The 17,017-nt window shown below is 32.6% G+C and carries 14 protein-coding genes; 1 reads left to right on the top strand and 13 read right to left on the bottom strand.

Going from position 1 to position 17,017, the window contains the following annotated elements:
• Position 1: 1 nt before the first annotated feature.
• The 7 genes from KA883_RS09200 to rbfA form a co-directional block, all read right to left on the bottom strand.
• Positions 2-2,434, bottom strand: a complete 2,433-nt coding sequence (locus tag KA883_RS09200) for an FtsK/SpoIIIE family DNA translocase (RefSeq protein WP_046208732.1) — start codon at positions 2,432-2,434, stop codon at positions 2-4.
• A 280-nt stretch (positions 2,435-2,714) separates the two neighbouring features.
• Entirely contained in the window at positions 2,715-4,388 is a 1,674-nt protein-coding gene (rnjB, locus tag KA883_RS09195) for a ribonuclease J2 (RefSeq protein WP_046208620.1), read from the bottom strand.
• A gap of 352 nt (positions 4,389-4,740) precedes the next feature.
• Positions 4,741-6,849 carry a polyribonucleotide nucleotidyltransferase gene (gene pnp, locus KA883_RS09190; protein WP_046208621.1) on the bottom strand — a complete coding sequence of 703 codons (2,109 nt, stop codon included), beginning with the start codon at positions 6,847-6,849 and terminating at the stop codon, positions 4,741-4,743.
• Between the two features lie 155 nt (positions 6,850-7,004).
• Positions 7,005-7,274 (bottom strand): 30S ribosomal protein S15, encoded by a 270-nt coding sequence (gene rpsO, locus KA883_RS09185; RefSeq protein WP_019468698.1) that lies wholly within the window; start codon positions 7,272-7,274, stop codon positions 7,005-7,007.
• Between the two features lie 107 nt (positions 7,275-7,381).
• Positions 7,382-8,353 carry a bifunctional riboflavin kinase/FAD synthetase gene (locus tag KA883_RS09180; RefSeq protein ID WP_046208622.1) on the bottom strand — a complete coding sequence of 324 codons (972 nt, stop codon included), beginning with the start codon at positions 8,351-8,353 and terminating at the stop codon, positions 7,382-7,384.
• Positions 8,354-8,366: 13 nt separating this feature from the next.
• Positions 8,367-9,284 carry a tRNA pseudouridine(55) synthase TruB gene (truB, locus tag KA883_RS09175; protein ID WP_046208623.1) on the bottom strand — a complete coding sequence of 306 codons (918 nt, stop codon included), beginning with the start codon at positions 9,282-9,284 and terminating at the stop codon, positions 8,367-8,369.
• Positions 9,285-9,410: 126 nt separating this feature from the next.
• Positions 9,411-9,755 carry a 30S ribosome-binding factor RbfA gene (gene rbfA, locus KA883_RS09170; RefSeq protein ID WP_019468695.1) on the bottom strand — a complete coding sequence of 115 codons (345 nt, stop codon included), beginning with the start codon at positions 9,753-9,755 and terminating at the stop codon, positions 9,411-9,413.
• A gap of 423 nt (positions 9,756-10,178) precedes the next feature.
• Here rbfA and KA883_RS09165 point away from each other — a divergent pair, with 423 nt between their 5' ends.
• Positions 10,179-11,051 (top strand): HTH domain-containing protein, encoded by an 873-nt coding sequence (locus tag KA883_RS09165; protein ID WP_064209030.1) that lies wholly within the window; start codon positions 10,179-10,181, stop codon positions 11,049-11,051.
• Positions 11,052-11,118: 67 nt separating this feature from the next.
• Here KA883_RS09165 and KA883_RS09160 read toward each other — a convergent pair whose 3' ends face one another.
• The 6 genes from KA883_RS09160 to rimP all read right to left on the bottom strand — a co-directional run bounded on the left by KA883_RS09160 (position 11,119) and on the right by rimP (position 16,845).
• The gene (locus KA883_RS09160) at positions 11,119-12,114 is read right to left on the bottom strand and encodes a hypothetical protein (RefSeq protein WP_230623001.1); all 996 of its coding nucleotides are present in this window, start codon (positions 12,112-12,114) and stop codon (positions 11,119-11,121) included.
• Between the two features lie 315 nt (positions 12,115-12,429).
• Entirely contained in the window at positions 12,430-14,538 is a 2,109-nt protein-coding gene (infB, locus tag KA883_RS09155; protein ID WP_046208626.1) for a translation initiation factor IF-2, read from the bottom strand.
• Between the two features lie 4 nt (positions 14,539-14,542).
• Positions 14,543-14,860 (bottom strand): L7Ae/L30e/S12e/Gadd45 family ribosomal protein, encoded by a 318-nt coding sequence (locus tag KA883_RS09150; protein WP_046208627.1) that lies wholly within the window; start codon positions 14,858-14,860, stop codon positions 14,543-14,545.
• The gene (gene rnpM, locus KA883_RS09145) at positions 14,857-15,141 is read right to left on the bottom strand and encodes an RNase P modulator RnpM (protein WP_046208628.1); all 285 of its coding nucleotides are present in this window, start codon (positions 15,139-15,141) and stop codon (positions 14,857-14,859) included. Before rnpM ends, KA883_RS09150 begins: the two co-directional genes overlap by 4 nt.
• Positions 15,142-15,157: 16 nt before the next feature.
• Positions 15,158-16,354: a transcription termination factor NusA gene (gene nusA, locus KA883_RS09140; RefSeq protein WP_046208629.1), complete on the bottom strand. Its 1,197-nt coding sequence runs from the start codon at positions 16,352-16,354 to the stop codon at positions 15,158-15,160.
• Positions 16,355-16,377: 23 nt separating this feature from the next.
• Positions 16,378-16,845, bottom strand: coding sequence for a ribosome maturation factor RimP (gene rimP, locus KA883_RS09135; RefSeq protein WP_046208630.1), 468 nt, complete (start codon positions 16,843-16,845; stop codon positions 16,378-16,380).
• Positions 16,846-17,017: the final 172 nt, after the last annotated feature.

The raw sequence follows: 17,017 nt of genomic DNA, 5'->3' as shown, positions 1-17,017 counted from the left end.
TTTACACCTCATCACTATCTAAATCCACAAGTATTTGTCTAGGTTTACTACCTTTTTGTGGTCCAATCACTTGATTACGTTCTAAATCATCCATCAATCTAGAAGCACGGTTGTAACCAATTCTAAATTGTCTTTGCAATAACGATGTACTTGCCTTTTGTTGTTCAATTACAAATAAATACGCTTCATCATATAAGGCATCTTCACTCTTCATTTCTGATTTTTCAACTGGGGCATCAGGTTCCATTTCTTTTACATAATTCGCTTTTTGTTGCTCTACGACATAATTTACGATGTCTTGAACCTCTTGGTCACTTAAAAATGCACCTTGAACTCTTGTTCTAGTTGATCCACCATTAGCTACATAAAGCATATCACCTTTACCAAGTAATTTATCTGCTCCGCCACTATCAATGATTGTTCTAGAATCAGTTTGTGAACTCACAGCAAAGGCAATTCTAGACGGAATATTATTTTTGATTAAACCAGTAATTACATCAACGGATGGACGTTGTGTTGCGATTATTAAGTGAATACCAGCAGCACGTGCCATTTGTGTAATTCTTTGAATTGCGTTTTCTACTTCTTTACCAGCAACCATCATTAAATCTGCTAACTCATCTACAATCACGACAATGTATGGTAATTCTGATTGCTTTTCATCTAACGCTTCATTTTGTTTTCTAATCGCTTCATTATAACCTTCAATATTTCTAGTAGAAGAATGTTGAAACAAGTCATACCTTCTTTCCATTTCTGCAACTACTTTTTCCAAAGCTTGTGATGCTTTATGAGGATTGGTTACAACAGGTATGAGCAAATGAGGGATGCCATTGTATACGTTTAATTCTACCATTTTCGGATCAATTAACATAAGTTTAACTTCATGTGGCTTTGCATTTAATAGGATACTTGTAATAATACCATTGATACAAACAGATTTCCCGCTTCCTGTAGAACCTGCTACAAGTAAATGAGGCATTTTGTTAAGTTCTACTGTGATTGGGTCACCTGAAATATCTCTACCTAGTCCTACTTCTAATTTATTCGAAGCTGGAAATTTTTCATCTAACACTTCTTTTAAAGAAACAAGTGAAATCTTATCATTTGGTACTTCTATACCAACAGCAGATCGGCCAGGTATTGGTGCTTCGATACGTATGTCCTTAGCTGCTAATGCTAACGCAATATCATTATGAAGATTAACAATCTTACTTACTTTAACACCTTGAGCGGGTTGTATTTCATATTGTGTCACTGCTGGACCTATTTTAATTTGAGTGACTTTAGCATCTACACCAAAGTTTTTTAAAGTGTTTTCTAACAACTGCCCTTTTTTCTGCACTTCAGCTTTAGAAGTTGATTTCTGTTTAGCTGGCTGTTTCAATAACGTTAATGGCGGTATTTTATAGGCTTCGTTTTCTACTTCTCCTGCCTCAGATATAGAATTTGAAGCTGCATCTTCATCATATGCTTCACTTTCTTCTAATTCGTTTAAAGGTTGCTCTGTAATTCCATTATCTTCTTGATTCATTTGCTGCGCCGCACTTTGATTATTTTGATCAAAAACGCGTTTAGACCTTTTATTTTGAGGTTGTGCTTGTTGAATATCTTCATCTTTATAATCGTTATGACCATAAATCGGAATTGATTGTTGCTCAGTCGTGTTGCTGCTAATCTCAGGTAAATCAGTGACATCTTTAACGTTATTTTGAGATTGTGATTGCTCAGCTGCTTTTTCAGCTTTTCTTTCTGCTTTTATACGTGCTTTAGCATCTTTCTTAATTTTATTTTCTTTGCGACGCTCTTTAAGATTTGCAGAAGCATCCTGACTTTTTATTTTCATTTTTTCAAAAGCAACTTTAGATACATCTCTATGTCTTTGTTTTGTCAATAAGATAAAACTAGAAGCGATTAATAATATCGTTACAATAATAACTCCGACAATTGAAATAAGAGGTATCAATAATGCCAATAAGTAATGTCCAAATAAGCCTCCACCAAAATTTGGAAATGTCGTATGTTCATAAGATTTATAAACATATGATAGCACAGGCTCTCTAAGCGATTGTGCTCTATGCATGAAATAGTATACTATTTGAGTCACAAGTAACAATGCAATTTGTAAAACAAATGCGCCAGTGGTACGTCTTGTCTTTGGTAACGCTTTATAATAAGTAATGAATACAGTACTAATCAAGATTAATATATAAGTTAAATACCTACTTGTACCAAATAAGTAATTGAAGAAACTATCTATCATGGTGCCTATAATACCCAATTGAAAAACACCAAGGATGATAGCAATAAAAATCACTATCGCAATAATATATCTTAAAGGGCTATCACTTTTCTTCTTTTTATTATTTGCGGTTTTCTTTTTCGTATTCGATGTTTTTTTCTTTGTTGTTGAGCTCTTTCTTGTTTGTGCCAACATTCACACCTTCTTTTCAACTCTGTTTTTTCAATATGTATATGAACCATAAATGTGTATTTTAATTACAAGTGAAAATACACATAATAAATATGCTTTTAAATACTATAAAATCATTTTATTACATACTTATAATAACATAAAAGAGGTAAGACATTATTCGCTCCAGTATATTTAAAGGTTGTATATAATTTGTTTAGATATAACATATATACAATGTACTTTTAAATAACTTTACCAAAGCGTCTGTCTTAACCTCTTTATTTTAGAATAGAAATTATTAAATTTCAGAAATTACCGGAATAATCATCGGACGGCGTTTTGTATTTTCAAAAAGTAGTTTGCTTACTTGATCACGCATATTTTGCTTGATTTCTGACCATTCAATACGTTTTTCTTGTAAACCTAATTCAACGATTTCACGTACTTTTTCTTCAGCTTCATTTAATAAAGCCTCACTTTCCCTTACGTAAACAAAACCACGTGATTGAATTTCTGGACCAGCAGCAATTCTACGATTCTTAGGATCTAGCGTTACGACTGCGATAAAAATACCATCTTCAGCAAGTAAATGACGGTCACGTAATACGATGTTACCAACATCACCTACACCTATACCATCAATGAGCACATTGCCAGAATTAACTTTCTCATTTAAAATCATTTCTTCGCCATCGTAGTTTACTACATCGCCTTTTTCCACTAAGAATATTTTTTCTGGTTGGACGCCTGCCTCATTAGCTAACTTGGCATGGGCAATTTGCATTTTAAATTCACCATTTACTGGGATGAAATACTCAGGTTTCATGATATTAATCATCATTTTTAACTCTTCCATACAACCATGACTTGATGTATGAATTTTTTTACTGTTTGGAATGATTTCAGCGCCTGCTCGAACGAGTTCATTTAACGTATTTCCAACAATCACTTCCATATTAGCAGATGCAGTAATTGCTAAGAAGACGGAATCTCCTTCTTCAATATTCATGATTTTATGTTTCTTTTGAGCCATTTGACTTAAAGCTTCAACAGGTTCTCCTTGCATACCAGTAGCAATGATAATCACTTCGTTTTTGGGATAATTTTCCACTTCATTAATTGGTATTAGTAGATCCTTAGAAATATCAAAATAGCCAAGCTTTCTAGCGATATTAAACGAACTTTCTAACGAACGACCTAGAAAAGACACTTTTCTATTTAACCTTTGTGCAATGTTTAAAACTTGTTGAATGCGAATAAAATTAGATGCATAACATGAAACGATTAATCTACCTTTCACCTTTGTAAACGCATCATACATATGAGATTCTATCACGTTTTCAGGTGTATTATAACCTGGTTTTTCTGCTTCAGTAGAATCACTGATTAACGCAAACACACCATCTTGTCCAATTTCAGTCATCTTTTTCAAATCTGGTGCATAATGACCTTGTAAACTTTGATCGAATTTGAATTCTCCAGTGTAAACAATCGCACCATATGAAGTGTGTATACAAACACCTAAACTATCTGGAATACTATGAGTAGTATTAAAGAATGTGACATTAACACCCTTAAAGCGCATAATTGATTCATTATTAACAGTATAATATCTAACTTTCTTATTAACATTGCGCGCCTTCATATTTTCCTTGATTAATGCAATTGTTAATTTCGATCCATAAACAGGTGCATCAACTTGTTCAAGCACATAAGTTACAGCTCCTATCGCATGCTCATGCCCGTGCGTTAGGAATATACCTTTTAATCTCTCTTTATTTTCTATCACATATTGAATATCAGGAATAACAATATCTACACCTAACATTTCATCTTCTGGAAACATCAGTCCCGCATCTAACATAAACATTTCATCGTCTACTTCAACGATATACATATTTTTCGCAATTTCCCCAACGCCTCCGAGAGGGATAATACGAATATTTTTATTTTTTTTCTTAATTAAACTCAAAATGTTACCTCCTATTTAAATTACCCGTCCATATATAAACTCATAGTTTATTATAAGTGAAAATAGGCCTTATGTACACTATTAAAGTAGTTCTTTAGTTGTTTTAAAATATATCATTGGAGGATTTGTATTTATGTAAAAATTTTTCTCAGGAGCGTAATGTCGTATTAATCGCACTTTTTAATGTGCATTTTCAAATATGTATTTAACTTTTGACTTAATATTTTTTATTAGACTAGCTCAAACATTAAAAAAAGAAACCAGTGAACTGACTTGAACTTTTCTACAATAGAATTAAAGTAATTCTATTGTAAGCAGTTCTCATCATTTTACCAGTCTCTAGCAATAAACATTATTTAGAATGATTAGATAGTAATGCTTTATGCGAAGCATTTACTCTACCTTGTTTATCAATTTCTGTAACTTTAATTTTAAATGTGTCTCCTACTTTCAACACATCTTCTACTTTATCAATGCGCTCATTAGCAATTTGCGAAATGTGTACAAGTGCGTCTTTACCTGGGAATAATTCAACAAAGGCACCATATTTTTCAATACGTTTAACTGTACCATTGTATACCTCTCCAACTACCGCTTCTCGTGTGATTTCGTCTATGATACTACGTGCTTTTTCAATCGCATCTTTATCTACTGCACCAATAAATATCGTTCCATCTTGTTCGATATCTAATTTAACACCCGTTTCATCAATGATTTCATTGATTTTTTTACCACCAGGACCAATGACATCTCTAATTTTTTCAGGTTTAATAGACATCGTAACAACCTTAGGTGCAAAAGCACTAAGTTCACTACGTGGCGTATCAATTGTTTTTAACATATGATCTAATATGGCTAAACGACCTTCTCGAGCCTGTTCAAGCGCTTCTTTAATAATTTCTTTAGTTAAACCATCAATTTTGATATCCATTTGTATAGCTGTAATACCTTCCGATGTACCTGCTACTTTAAAGTCCATGTCTCCAAGCGCATCTTCCATGCCCTGTATATCTGTTAAAATCGTATAACTATCGTCACGTGTCACTAATCCCATGGCAATACCCGCAACTGGGGCTTTGATTGGAACACCTGCGTCCATCAACGCTAGTGTGGACCCGCAAATAGAAGCTTGTGATGATGAACCGTTTGATTCTAATACTTCACTCACTATTCTCACAGTATATGGGAAATCTTTAACGTCTGGAATGATGTGGCTAAGCGCACGTTCTCCCAACGCACCATGTCCAATTTCACGTCGACCAGGTGAACGAACTGGACCAGTTTCACCAACCGAATAATTTGGGAAATTATAGTGATGCATAAAACGTTTTTGTTCTTCTTCACCAAGACCATCTAAGATTTGGTATTCACTCATTGACCCTAATGTTAATACTGAAAGTGCTTGAGTTTGTCCTCTTGTGAATAAACCTGAACCATGTGCTCTTGGTAAAATACCTACTTCAGATTCTAATGGACGAATTTCATCTGTTTTACGACCATCTGGTCTAATTTTTTCTTCTGCAATGAGACGTCTAACTTCTTCTTTAACCAAGTCATCTAATATACTGTAGACCTCTTTGATTAATGCTTCATTTTCGTCATCATTTTCATCAACAAATTCTGATGCAACCTTCTCTTTAAGTTCATCTAAATTAATATCTCTTTGTTGCTTGTCAAATGTTAATACGGCCTCTTTCAAACCATATGATTCAGTTAATGATTTTACATTGGCAACCAGTGATTCATCTTTTTCAACAGGAATAAATGCTTTTTTCTCTGGTTGAATATGGTCGATAATTTCTTCTTGGAAGCTAACTAGACGTTGAATTTCTTGATGTCCAAAGAAAATCGCTTCAAGCATTTCATTTTCTGTAATTTCACTTGCACCAGCTTCTACCATATTCACCGCATCTTTATGACCAGCTACTTCTAAATCGAGTCTAGATACTTCTTTTTGTGCAACGGTAGGGTTAATCACATATTCACCATCTATATAACCAACGTTTACACCTGCTATTGGACCTTGAAAAGGTATGTCAGAAACACTTAATGCCATTGACGAACCTATCATTGCTGCCATTTCAGGAGAGCAATCTGGATCAGCACTCAATACTGTATTCATAATTTGAACGTCATATCTGTAACCTTTAGGGAACAGTGGTCGAATGGGTCTATCAATTAAACGTGCAGTTAACGTGGCTTCATCACTTGGACGTCCTTCGCGCTTTTTAAAGCCACCAGGTATTTTACCTGCAGCATACATTTTTTCTTCATAGTTAACCATTAATGGGAAAAAGTCACCATCTCGTGGTTCTTTTGATGCTACTGCAGTAGATAAAACGACTGTATCACCATATCTAACAAGTACTGCACCGTTTGCTTGTTTGGCTAATTGTCCCGTTTCAATCGTTAAAGATCTATTTGCCCACTCGGTTTTGAAAACTTTTTTTTCTTGAGACATTACGAATCTCCTCTCATTTATCTGTTAATCCTATCATATCATTTATCAATAAAGATTTATATTAGTATATAGTTTAATGTATAATTATAAATGCAAAAATTATAAAAAAGGGAAAGACCCCAAAGGTTCTTTCCCGATAAATATACGTCTAAAGATTAACGACGGATACCTAATGATTTAATTAATTCACGGTAACGTTGAATATCTTTGCTACGTAAGTAGTTTAATAGGTGTCTACGACGACCTACCATTTTTAATAATCCACGACGTGAATGGTGGTCTTTCGTGTGTTCACGTAAGTGAGTGTTTAATGCAGTGATTTCTGCAGTTAACACAGCGATTTGTACTTCTGGAGAACCAGTGTCCGCTTCGTGTGTGCGATATTCTTTAATTAATTCATTTTTACGTTCTTGTGAAATTGCCATAGTCAATTTCCTCCTTTTTATTTTTATGCGCCTTTATCCGAGCAAAACGTCGGAGTCTCGAACTGCCAAGATAAAGGTGCCTAGTATGTGTGTTTAACACATCAGACTTAAATATTATATGATATTTCGTCACCAAAATCAACAGAAAGTAAATATTTCGCTTTTTCTTTATCTTTATTCATTTGTTCAACCAAAGGATCTATACCATCAAATTTAACTTCTGGTCTTAAATAATGATGCCAATAAACGATAACACGCTCACCATATATGTTTTCATGAAAGTCAAACAGGTTAACTTCTATTACAACTTGCGCTTTAGACGGATCATGAAATGTGGGTTTGACGCCAACATTGGCAGCTCCACGATAAACTTTATCATCTGCACCTATTTTCATACTCACAGCATAAACGCCATTTTTAGGCAAAACGTAATCTCCACTTGGCTCTACATTCGCAGTGGGAAAGCCAATTGTTCTCCCACGTTTTTCGCCTTGTACAACCATACCTTTAATTCGATATCGATATCCAAGTTCATCGTTAGCTTTTTGTAAGTCTCCTGTTTTGAGTGATTTTCTAATATCTGTTGTAGAAATTTTTTCCGATTCGAGCTCTTGTTTACTCACGATAGTCGTATTAAATTCCGTCATTTCATCTAAAATCATCATGTTTCCTTTTCCAAATTTGCCGAAAGTGAAGTCAAATCCTGCAACCACTTCTTTTACATGATTATTAATGATATATTCTCGTATAAATTCTTCGGCACTTACATTGGCGAATTTAGATGAAAAATTAATAACGATACAATAATCAATACCATATGATTCTAATATTTCTATTTTATCTTGAATCGGTGTTAAGTAATCTGTACGTTTAAGTTCAGGGTTTAAAACAACAGAAGGATGTGGATCAAATGTCATTACAGCTTTCTTTAAATTCGATGCCTCTGCCTTTTTTTCTAAAGTATCAAATACCTCTGCATGTCCCTTATGCATGCCATCAAAAAAACCAAAAGCCATTGCTACATCTTCTGATATATACTGATTTTCTTGAATCGGATGAGTTACTTCAATTACTTTCATGGTTATTTCTCCTTTAGTTAAATACCTTCTTTGGTTTTATTTCATATGGTTTATCAGGATGTGGTGTGTAAATTGCTAATGCCTTATTTTCTTTTGTGTCAAACATCACAACCAACGTGTTAATAGAATGATCAAATTCATTCTTACTAAACTTTTGACCATTCAATATTTTATTTTTCTGATTTTCGTTTGAAATATTGACTTTTTTCAAACCTCTCAAACCATATTCTATCGGAAAAAGATTTTCTTGTAATGTTTCGTGCTCATGTAGTGATTGTACATGTTCGATTGAAAGGCTATCTTCAATATCAAACCCACCGCTTTGTATTCTTGTTAACTTTGACATATGTGCTGGTATATCAAGCATCTTTCCTATATCTGTTGCCAACGTTCTAATATAAGTACCCTTACCACACTTTACTCTGATATCAAATTGACAACCTAGATTTTCAAATCTTAAATCAGACGCTCGTTTAATATCGTAAATCTCAACTTCTCTTGAAGGCCTTTCGACTGTTTCATTTTTCCTTGCATATTCATAAAGCTTTTTACCATTCACCTTTACTGATGAATACATTGGAGGAATTTGCGTAATGACACCTTCAAAACGTGCTATTGCGCTATCAATCTGCGCCTCTATAAGTGTATTTTCCTCAATGTGCTTTTTTTCTAAAATTTCACCTGTCTGATCTTCTGTAGTTGTACTAAACCCTAAATATACAGTTGCAAAATAAGTCTTTCCCATTTCCATAATATAATCGCTTACCTTTGTTGCTGAACCTATACATATGGGTAATACACCTGATACTTCAGGATCTAATGTACCAGTGTGTCCAACCTTTTTTGTTTTTAAAATCTTCCTTAATTTAAATACAACATCATGGCTTGTTAAACCACGTTCTTTATAAACAGGTAAAATACCGTTATACATTTTTATGTCACCTTCAATCGTCCTTTTAATATCATTCCTTATTTATATTAACACGTCTCAATAAATAAATGGTTATAAAAAAGCTGAAACAAATATCTCAATAGGTATTTGTTTCAGCTTTTAAAATTAATCATTTTTGTGTAAATCTTGAATCATCTTTTCAATTTTATTACCGTAGTCTATCGATTCATCGTATTCAAATTTTAAATCTGGAACAATTCTTAAGCGCATTCTTGAACCAATTTCAGATTTTATAAAACCTTTCGCTTTCTCTAAACCTTTAAACGTATCATCAATTTGTTTATCATTTCCAAGTACAGTTAAATAAATTGTTGCAATAGATAAATCATTCGTCAATTGAACTTCTGTTATTGTTAGGAAACCAATTCTAGGGTCCTTGACTTTATTATTAACAATATCCATAATTTCTTGTTTCATTTGTTCGCCAACACGTTCAGCTCTCATATTCATATTATATTTCACCTCACAAATATCATTCATACATGTATATTTATCTTACTTAAAGATTATATGACAGTTCATTTCACAACGTCAAACAAACTTCCTTCTTTTTTACGTTTAAAAATTTAATTACAAATTTATTATAACTCAAAGAGGTAATAGCTCTGAAACAATTAAACATGATTTCATAACAGTTAGGCACAATTATATTTCCAAAGTGTTATAAAATGAAACTTTATTACATTTTTGTTTTTTAAATACAATGATTATTTATGAAAAACTAAGTTTAATTTTATAAAAAATCACTACTTTAATATCATTTAAGTTTTTAATTTATTTTATAATGTTTTACACATTATAGAAAGTATCATGCTATAATTCAAACTAATAAAAAATGAATTTTTCTATTGAAATGATAAGGAGCGTGTATACTTGGATAAATCAGAAAGACTACTTTATATTTTCACTCGTCTATTTAACGGAAAAAAATTAAGCAAAGAAGAACTTGCACAACAATTAAACGTTAATGTAAGATCCATTCAACGAGATTTTAGTGATATAAATAACTTTTTATATGAAGACCATGAATGGGAAGGGCTAAATGCAAGGATTGTTTATGAAAATAATATAGGCCGACATCGCATTAGTATAGATCGCTATAAATTTAAAAATAATCGGTTACTTAACTTACTATTTAGGATGAAAAATTTCACGCCTCACATTCATATCGATACCTACAATTTAATTAGAGGGCTAAACAGTAATTCGAATCTAGCTGAAAAATTTTTATCTAATACATTACTTAATCAATTTACAATCAATCACGAATTAACAGAATCCACACTTATTTATAAAATTCAACTTGCTATACAAAACAAACAGATTATATTGCTAAATGATGTTGACAATCAAACGTATAAAGTCGTACCGGTATACACAAGATATTTCAAAAATAAATATTGGATTACTTATATATATCAACACGAAATTTTTACACAAGATTTAAACTCAATACATGATATCGAGCAATATGATGAAGCATTTGATGAAAATATCTTTCTGCAAGTTCCAACAGTCATTATGAAATTTCTCCCTTCCATATGGGAACAAATTCAACGGCAATTTATAGTACTAAATTCACAAAATAATGAAGCATTTATTGAAGCAGAACTCATAATCTCAAAAAACGAATGCCTAAATTTAGCATATGAATATCCACAAGAAATCATTTTATTAAAACCAGATCATTATGTAGAAGATTTTAAAAATCAAATCAAATCATTATTCAAGCATTATCATATTTAACTACATATTAAAGGTAACTTTCATATCATTTGAAATGAAAGTTACCTTTTTAGTCAGTTCAATTTTACTAACGCGGTAATGCTTCTTTATATTGAATAGCTTTAAGCTTTCTTATAAAATCTGAATTCCCTAGCTCTCGCTCTTTCTTTTGTTGCTGATTCCACTTATAATAATCTATTTTATTCAATGACTCTTTCTTTTTTAAACGTCTAATATGCTCTTTATAACTCAATACATTACATGCTGTGATGTGTCTATTCTGTTTAGATGACAGCACAAACAAATTGTCAACAAGATATTGATGTAAATCACTATTAGTAAAATTTTTAAAGATTGAAATAAATAGTTCTTCTTCACTAACAATATAAATTCGACGCTTATCATCATTTATAATTTTTAGTAAGAGTTCAAAATTCATAACTTGTGACGGTAGATAATGGTTAAATGTTAAAAAATCTTTTGGTATACCTGCAGTATGACCAGTTTGATATGGGAAGAAATTCATAACCATCACTCTATTGGGATTAATATTGAATTGCTTCAAAATGGATCCGTTACTATATATATATTTCTTAAACCAACAATGATGATCTATATAAGGAATAAATACCTTATGACCGTTTAAATCCAATTTACCTTGTATGTCTTGCAATATTCTATTACGATAATGTACCACCATATCATCTGGTAAGGTAGGATCATTAATTATAAAATCATTTTCCGCCTTTTTTTTCAATATTACAATATCTGCTCTTTCAGGATTTCCAAAATACGGTCTTGCTATGGCTGGACTTAATTCTGCTTCATTTTGGACAATTCGTTGTCTATGCTTATTGATTTTTACTTTTCCATTTGCAAAATCAATCAACTTTTTAAATCTTGGTATGTTACTAAAATCTTCACCAAAATTTCTTTTTAAATATGCTAAATCTTGAGGGTGTAGAAAAGCAGTTATGTCATGTCTTTCTCTTATTTCATTTAAAGTTTCTAAGTCATAAATAGAGTTATATTGATCCAAATATTCTTGCCAAAATTCATTTATTTCTTTTAAATATTCACTCATCACTTATAACCTCCTATTTATGCTAAGTTTAATTAAGTACATAGACAGTTAGTGTCCATATTAAAATAACAAGCAATTTTACTAAAAATTTTTTAACTGGTTTACAATGCTTAATAAATAGCTAATTTTATGAGTAACTATGCACTTAAAACAAAACATTATATTAAATTATAAAAATAAACATTTTTTCAAATGCTTCAAAGCCACACCTTCTCTTACCCAAAAGATAACATATTTAAAAGAAAAAAACCGTAAGCTAACATGATAAATTAGCCTACGGTTTAAAATTTTTGTATTTTCTTAAGATAACTGTCTTTATCTTTTAATTTCAACCATTTCGAAAGCTTCTATTATGTCGCCTTCTTTTAGGTCGTTATATTTTTCAATCGTGATACCACATTCATAGCCTTGAGCTACTTCTTTTGCATCGTCTTTATAACGTTTTAATGTGTCCAGTTCACCTTCAAATTGGACGATACCATCTCTGATAACACGGACACCCGCATTTCTCGTAATCTTACCATCTGTAACATAACTACCAGCTATTGTACCCACTTTTGAAACTTTAAATGTTTGACGCACTTCTGCTTGGCCAATCACTTGTTCTTCATATTCTGGATCTAGTAAGCCTTTCATTGCAGCTTCTATTTCTTCAATAACACTATAAATAACACGGTGTAATCTCATATCTACACCTTCTGTTTCGGCTGCACGTTTGGCACCAGTATCCGGTCTTACGTTAAAGCCAATGATGATACCATTTGACGCATTCGCTAAAGTTACATCAGATTCATTAATCGCACCTACTGCAGTATGAATTATGCGAACATTAACGCCTTCTACTTCAATTTTCATTAGTGAAGCTGCAAGTGCTTCGACAGAACCTTGAACATCACCTTTAATGATGACATTTAAATCTTTCATTTCACCTTGTTTCATTTGTTCAAATAAATTATCTAGTGAAACGCTCTTACTTTCTTGACGCTGTTGTAAAACATTAGCTTCATGACGTGCTTCACCAATACGTCTTGCTTGTTTCTCATCTTTAAACACAACAAAACGATCCCCAGCTTGTGGTACATCATGAATACCTGTGATTTCAACAGGCGTAGACGGTTCTGCAGATTTAATTCTTTGTCCTAAGTCATTAACCATTGCACGAATTCTACCATACGTATTACCAACAACCAAAGCATCTCCAACATGCAGTGTACCATTTTGTACTAGAAGTGATGCAGATGGACCACGTGACTTATCTAATTCTGCTTCTATCACTGTACCTACTGCTTTTTTAGCAGGATTTGCTTTTAGTTCTTGAATTTCAGATGTAAGCACAATCATTTCTATTAAATCTTCTATACCATCGCCACTTAAAGCAGAAAGCGGTACGAAAATTGTATCGCCACCCCAGTCTTCTGGAATTAAACCGTATTCTGTCAATTCTTGCATTACTCGATCAGGGTTAGCAGTCGGTTTATCAACTTTATTAACTGCTACAATCGTTGGTACATTCGCTTCTTTGGCATGGTTGATTGCTTCTATCGTTTGAGGCATTACACCATCATCTGCTGCTACAACTAAAATTGTAATATCAGTTACTTGCGCACCACGTGCACGCATTGTTGTGAATGCAGCATGTCCTGGTGTATCAAGGAAAGTGATTTTTTTGCCATCATTTTCAATTTGATAAGCACCGATATGTTGTGTAATACCACCAGCTTCACCTGCTGTTACTTGTGTGTTACGGATAGAATCCAATAACGTTGTTTTACCATGATCAACGTGTCCCATAATAGTAACAACTGCTGGTCTTTCTACTGCATCTTCATCTTCAGATTCATCATCAAAGTAAATTGATAAATCTTCTTCATCAACAACAACTTCTTTTTCAACTTCAACACCATAATCATCAGCAATTAATTCTAAAGTTTCATCATCTAATGCTTGATTAATATTAGCCATGATGCCTAATAAAAATAACTTTTTAATTATTTCTGAAGAATCAACATTGATTTTTTCAGCAAGTTCTCCAACTGTGATACCTTCTTGATAAGTGATGTGTGAAGGTATTTCTTTTGGTTCTTCTTGTTTAGTTTGTTTATTTTTGTTGTTATTTTTGCTGTTTTTGCTGTTTTTGCTGTTTTTCTTATTTTTGTTGTTATTTTTGTTGTTTTGATTATTATCTTTTTTATTAGCATTAGACTTGTTATTTGATGGTTTTTGTTGATTTTGACCTTGTTGTTTATTTTCTGATGCATTCGATTTCTCTGGTTTATAAACCTTATCTAATGCCTTGATTTGGTCATCTTCTAACGTTTGCATATGGCTCGTTACCTCAACGTCCATTTTCTTTAACTCATCTATAATATCTTTACTTTTTAATTTTAAATCTTTGGCGTATTCGTAAATTCTTATTTTACTCATATAGTCACTCCTTACGATATTCATCTATCATTGACACTAACTTTTTAGCAAAGCCTTGATCAGTGATTCCAATGTTAACTCGTTCTGCTTTACCTAAAGCTTGTCCTAATTCAGCTCTTGTTCCAAATATGCGAAATGATATATGGTAACTTTCACACTTGCTCTGAAACTTTGTCTTTGTATTTTCAGAAGCATCAGTTGCAATAATTACGAGCTTTAACCTATTTTTCTTAATGTCATTTAAAATGACCGATTCACCTGTTTTTACTTTTCCAGCACGCATTGCTAAACCTAAAAAATTTACGATTTTCTCTATAGTCATTTAGGTATCTCTTCGCGATAAATAAGACGTATAATTTCCTTGTATACAGGATCTAGAGTTTCTGCATCAACTTTAAAGTATTTTTCTAATACACCTTGTTTTTGTGCATCTTCTACTAATTTAACATCTTTTGATACATATGCACCACGACCTTGTTGTTTTCCTGTAGCATCGGCAAAAATTTCGCCTTCTTTATTAATAACAACTCGAATCATATCTTTTTTTGGATGCATTTCATTTGAAAGTATACATTTACGCATTGGAATTTTTTTCTTTTTCATAAAAGCTCACTCCAAATTATTTTTCAGCGTCATCTTCATCTATGCTATCTGTTTCATCATCCGTTTTTAAGTCATGCGTTTCAATATTCACATCTTCCAAATCAATGTTTGTATCCTGTTCAATATTTTCATCTTCTTCTATTTCTAGTGCTTCGTCTGTCGGATAAACACCTTCAGCTCTAGCATCACTTTCTGATTTAATATCAATTTTCCAACCAGTTAATTTCGCAGCTAAACGTGCGTTTTGTCCACGCTTACCAATCGCTAACGATAATTGATAATCAGGCACAACTACAATAGTTGATTGGTTTGCTTCATCAACAATCACTTGTAGTACTTGAGATGGACTTAAAGCATTTTTAACAAAGACCTTCGGATCTTCATTCCATTGAACAATGTCAATTTTTTCGCCACCTAATTCTTCTACAACCGCTTCAACACGAGAACCTTTAGCACCCACACATGCACCTACTGCATCGATATCTGGGTTATCTGAATGAACACTGATTTTAGAGCGGTCTCCTGCTTCACGTGCCACAGATTTTACAATGACTGTACCGTCAAAAATCTCTGGTACTTCTTGTTCAAATAAACGTTTGAGTAATCCTGGATGGCTACGAGAAACGTAAATTTGCGGTCCTTTTGTCGTTTGCTCTACTTTATTGACATACACTCTAATTCTTTCATTAGGAATATAACTATCATTAGGGCTTCTTTCAGCCTCAGATAATACAGCTTCTGTACGTCCTAAATTAACATAAACATAGCGGTGATCTACTCTATCAATAAGACCATTAACAATATCATCTTCTTTATCGATAAATTCATCATATAATATTTCACGTTCAGCATCACGTAAACGCTGCATTACTGCTTGTTTCGCAGCTTGTGCACCTACACGCCCAAAGTCACTTGGTGTTACATCTTCTTCGTATATATCACCAACTTCATATGCTGGGTTTTTAACTAGCGCTGTACTTAAGTCAATTTCTTCTCTATTATCCATTACTTCTTCTACAACTTGTTTACGAGCAATTACATGAAATGTACCTTCATCCATGTTTAACTCAACGCGTACACTTCTTGCACTGTCATAGTTCTTTTTATATGCAGTAATTAGCGCTGCTTCAATTGCATCAATTAATACTTCTCTTGGAATCTTTTTTTCTTTTTCTAAATATTCAGTTGCTAATAATAATTCATTACTTGACACGACTTATCATCCTCCTCATCACATTAAAGCATTACAGCATGACGTGCTTTAGCGATTTTATTTCTTGGAATTTCAACTTGTTTCTTCTTTGACTTTTCTTTTACTTCCATAATAATCGTTTCACTTGTTACTTCTTTTAAGATACCTAACCATTCTTTTCCACCTTCAATTGGCGCATATAAAGAAACGTATATTGGTTTTGTAACAGCATTTTGGAAATCTTTTTCTTTTTTTATAGGTCTTTCAGCACCTGGAGAAGCTACATCTAAATAATACATTTCTTGAATAGGATCTTCTTCATCCATAATTTCACTAATCTTTTCAGAAGCTAAGGCACAATCGTTTAAATCGACGCCACCTTCTTTATCAATGGATACTCTTAAGAAGTAATCTTTTCCTTCTTTTGTGTATTCGACTTCAACTAATTCAAAATTTAAGTCGTTAAGGACGGGTTGAATAATTGATTCAACTTGCTCAGTTACTTTACTCATACTGACCTCCTTTTTTGGCAAATAGAAAAGAGCGGGTATAACGCCCACTCTTCCTGCCTGAGTCTAATTTTTTAAGCAACATTATTATACCATATGTTTATTTCCTATACAAACAACTATATATTTTCATATAGTATGACAATAACTAATATCAAAATTTTATACATTTAAC

Source organism: Staphylococcus sp. GDY8P54P, from assembly GCF_017892645.1.
GTDB lineage: Bacteria > Bacillota > Bacilli > Staphylococcales > Staphylococcaceae > Staphylococcus > Staphylococcus ureilyticus.
The sequence above is the reverse complement of the archived record's forward strand: the minus strand, read 5'-3'. Positions and strand labels throughout refer to the sequence as shown.

Excerpts from the sequence above, each read along its gene's own strand:
- truB (WP_046208623.1), bottom strand. The coding sequence starts at position 9,284 with ATGTATAACGGTATTTTACCTGTTTATAAAGAACGTGGTTTAACAAGC.
- infB (WP_046208626.1), bottom strand. The coding sequence starts at position 14,538 with ATGAGTAAAATAAGAATTTACGAATACGCCAAAGATTTAAAATTAAAA.
- KA883_RS09150 (WP_046208627.1), bottom strand. The coding sequence starts at position 14,860 with ATGACTATAGAGAAAATCGTAAATTTTTTAGGTTTAGCAATGCGTGCT.
- KA883_RS09180 (WP_046208622.1), bottom strand. The coding sequence starts at position 8,353 with ATGAAAGTAATTGAAGTAACTCATCCGATTCAAGAAAATCAGTATATA.
- rpsO (WP_019468698.1), bottom strand. The coding sequence starts at position 7,274 with ATGGCAATTTCACAAGAACGTAAAAATGAATTAATTAAAGAATATCGC.
- rnpM (WP_046208628.1), bottom strand. The coding sequence starts at position 15,141 with ATGAAAAAGAAAAAAATTCCAATGCGTAAATGTATACTTTCAAATGAA.
- pnp (WP_046208621.1), bottom strand. The coding sequence starts at position 6,849 with ATGTCTCAAGAAAAAAAAGTTTTCAAAACCGAGTGGGCAAATAGATCT.
- rimP (WP_046208630.1), bottom strand. The coding sequence starts at position 16,845 with ATGAGTAAAGTAACTGAGCAAGTTGAATCAATTATTCAACCCGTCCTT.
- KA883_RS09160 (WP_230623001.1), bottom strand. The coding sequence starts at position 12,114 with ATGAGTGAATATTTAAAAGAAATAAATGAATTTTGGCAAGAATATTTG.
- rbfA (WP_019468695.1), bottom strand. The coding sequence starts at position 9,755 with ATGAATATGAGAGCTGAACGTGTTGGCGAACAAATGAAACAAGAAATT.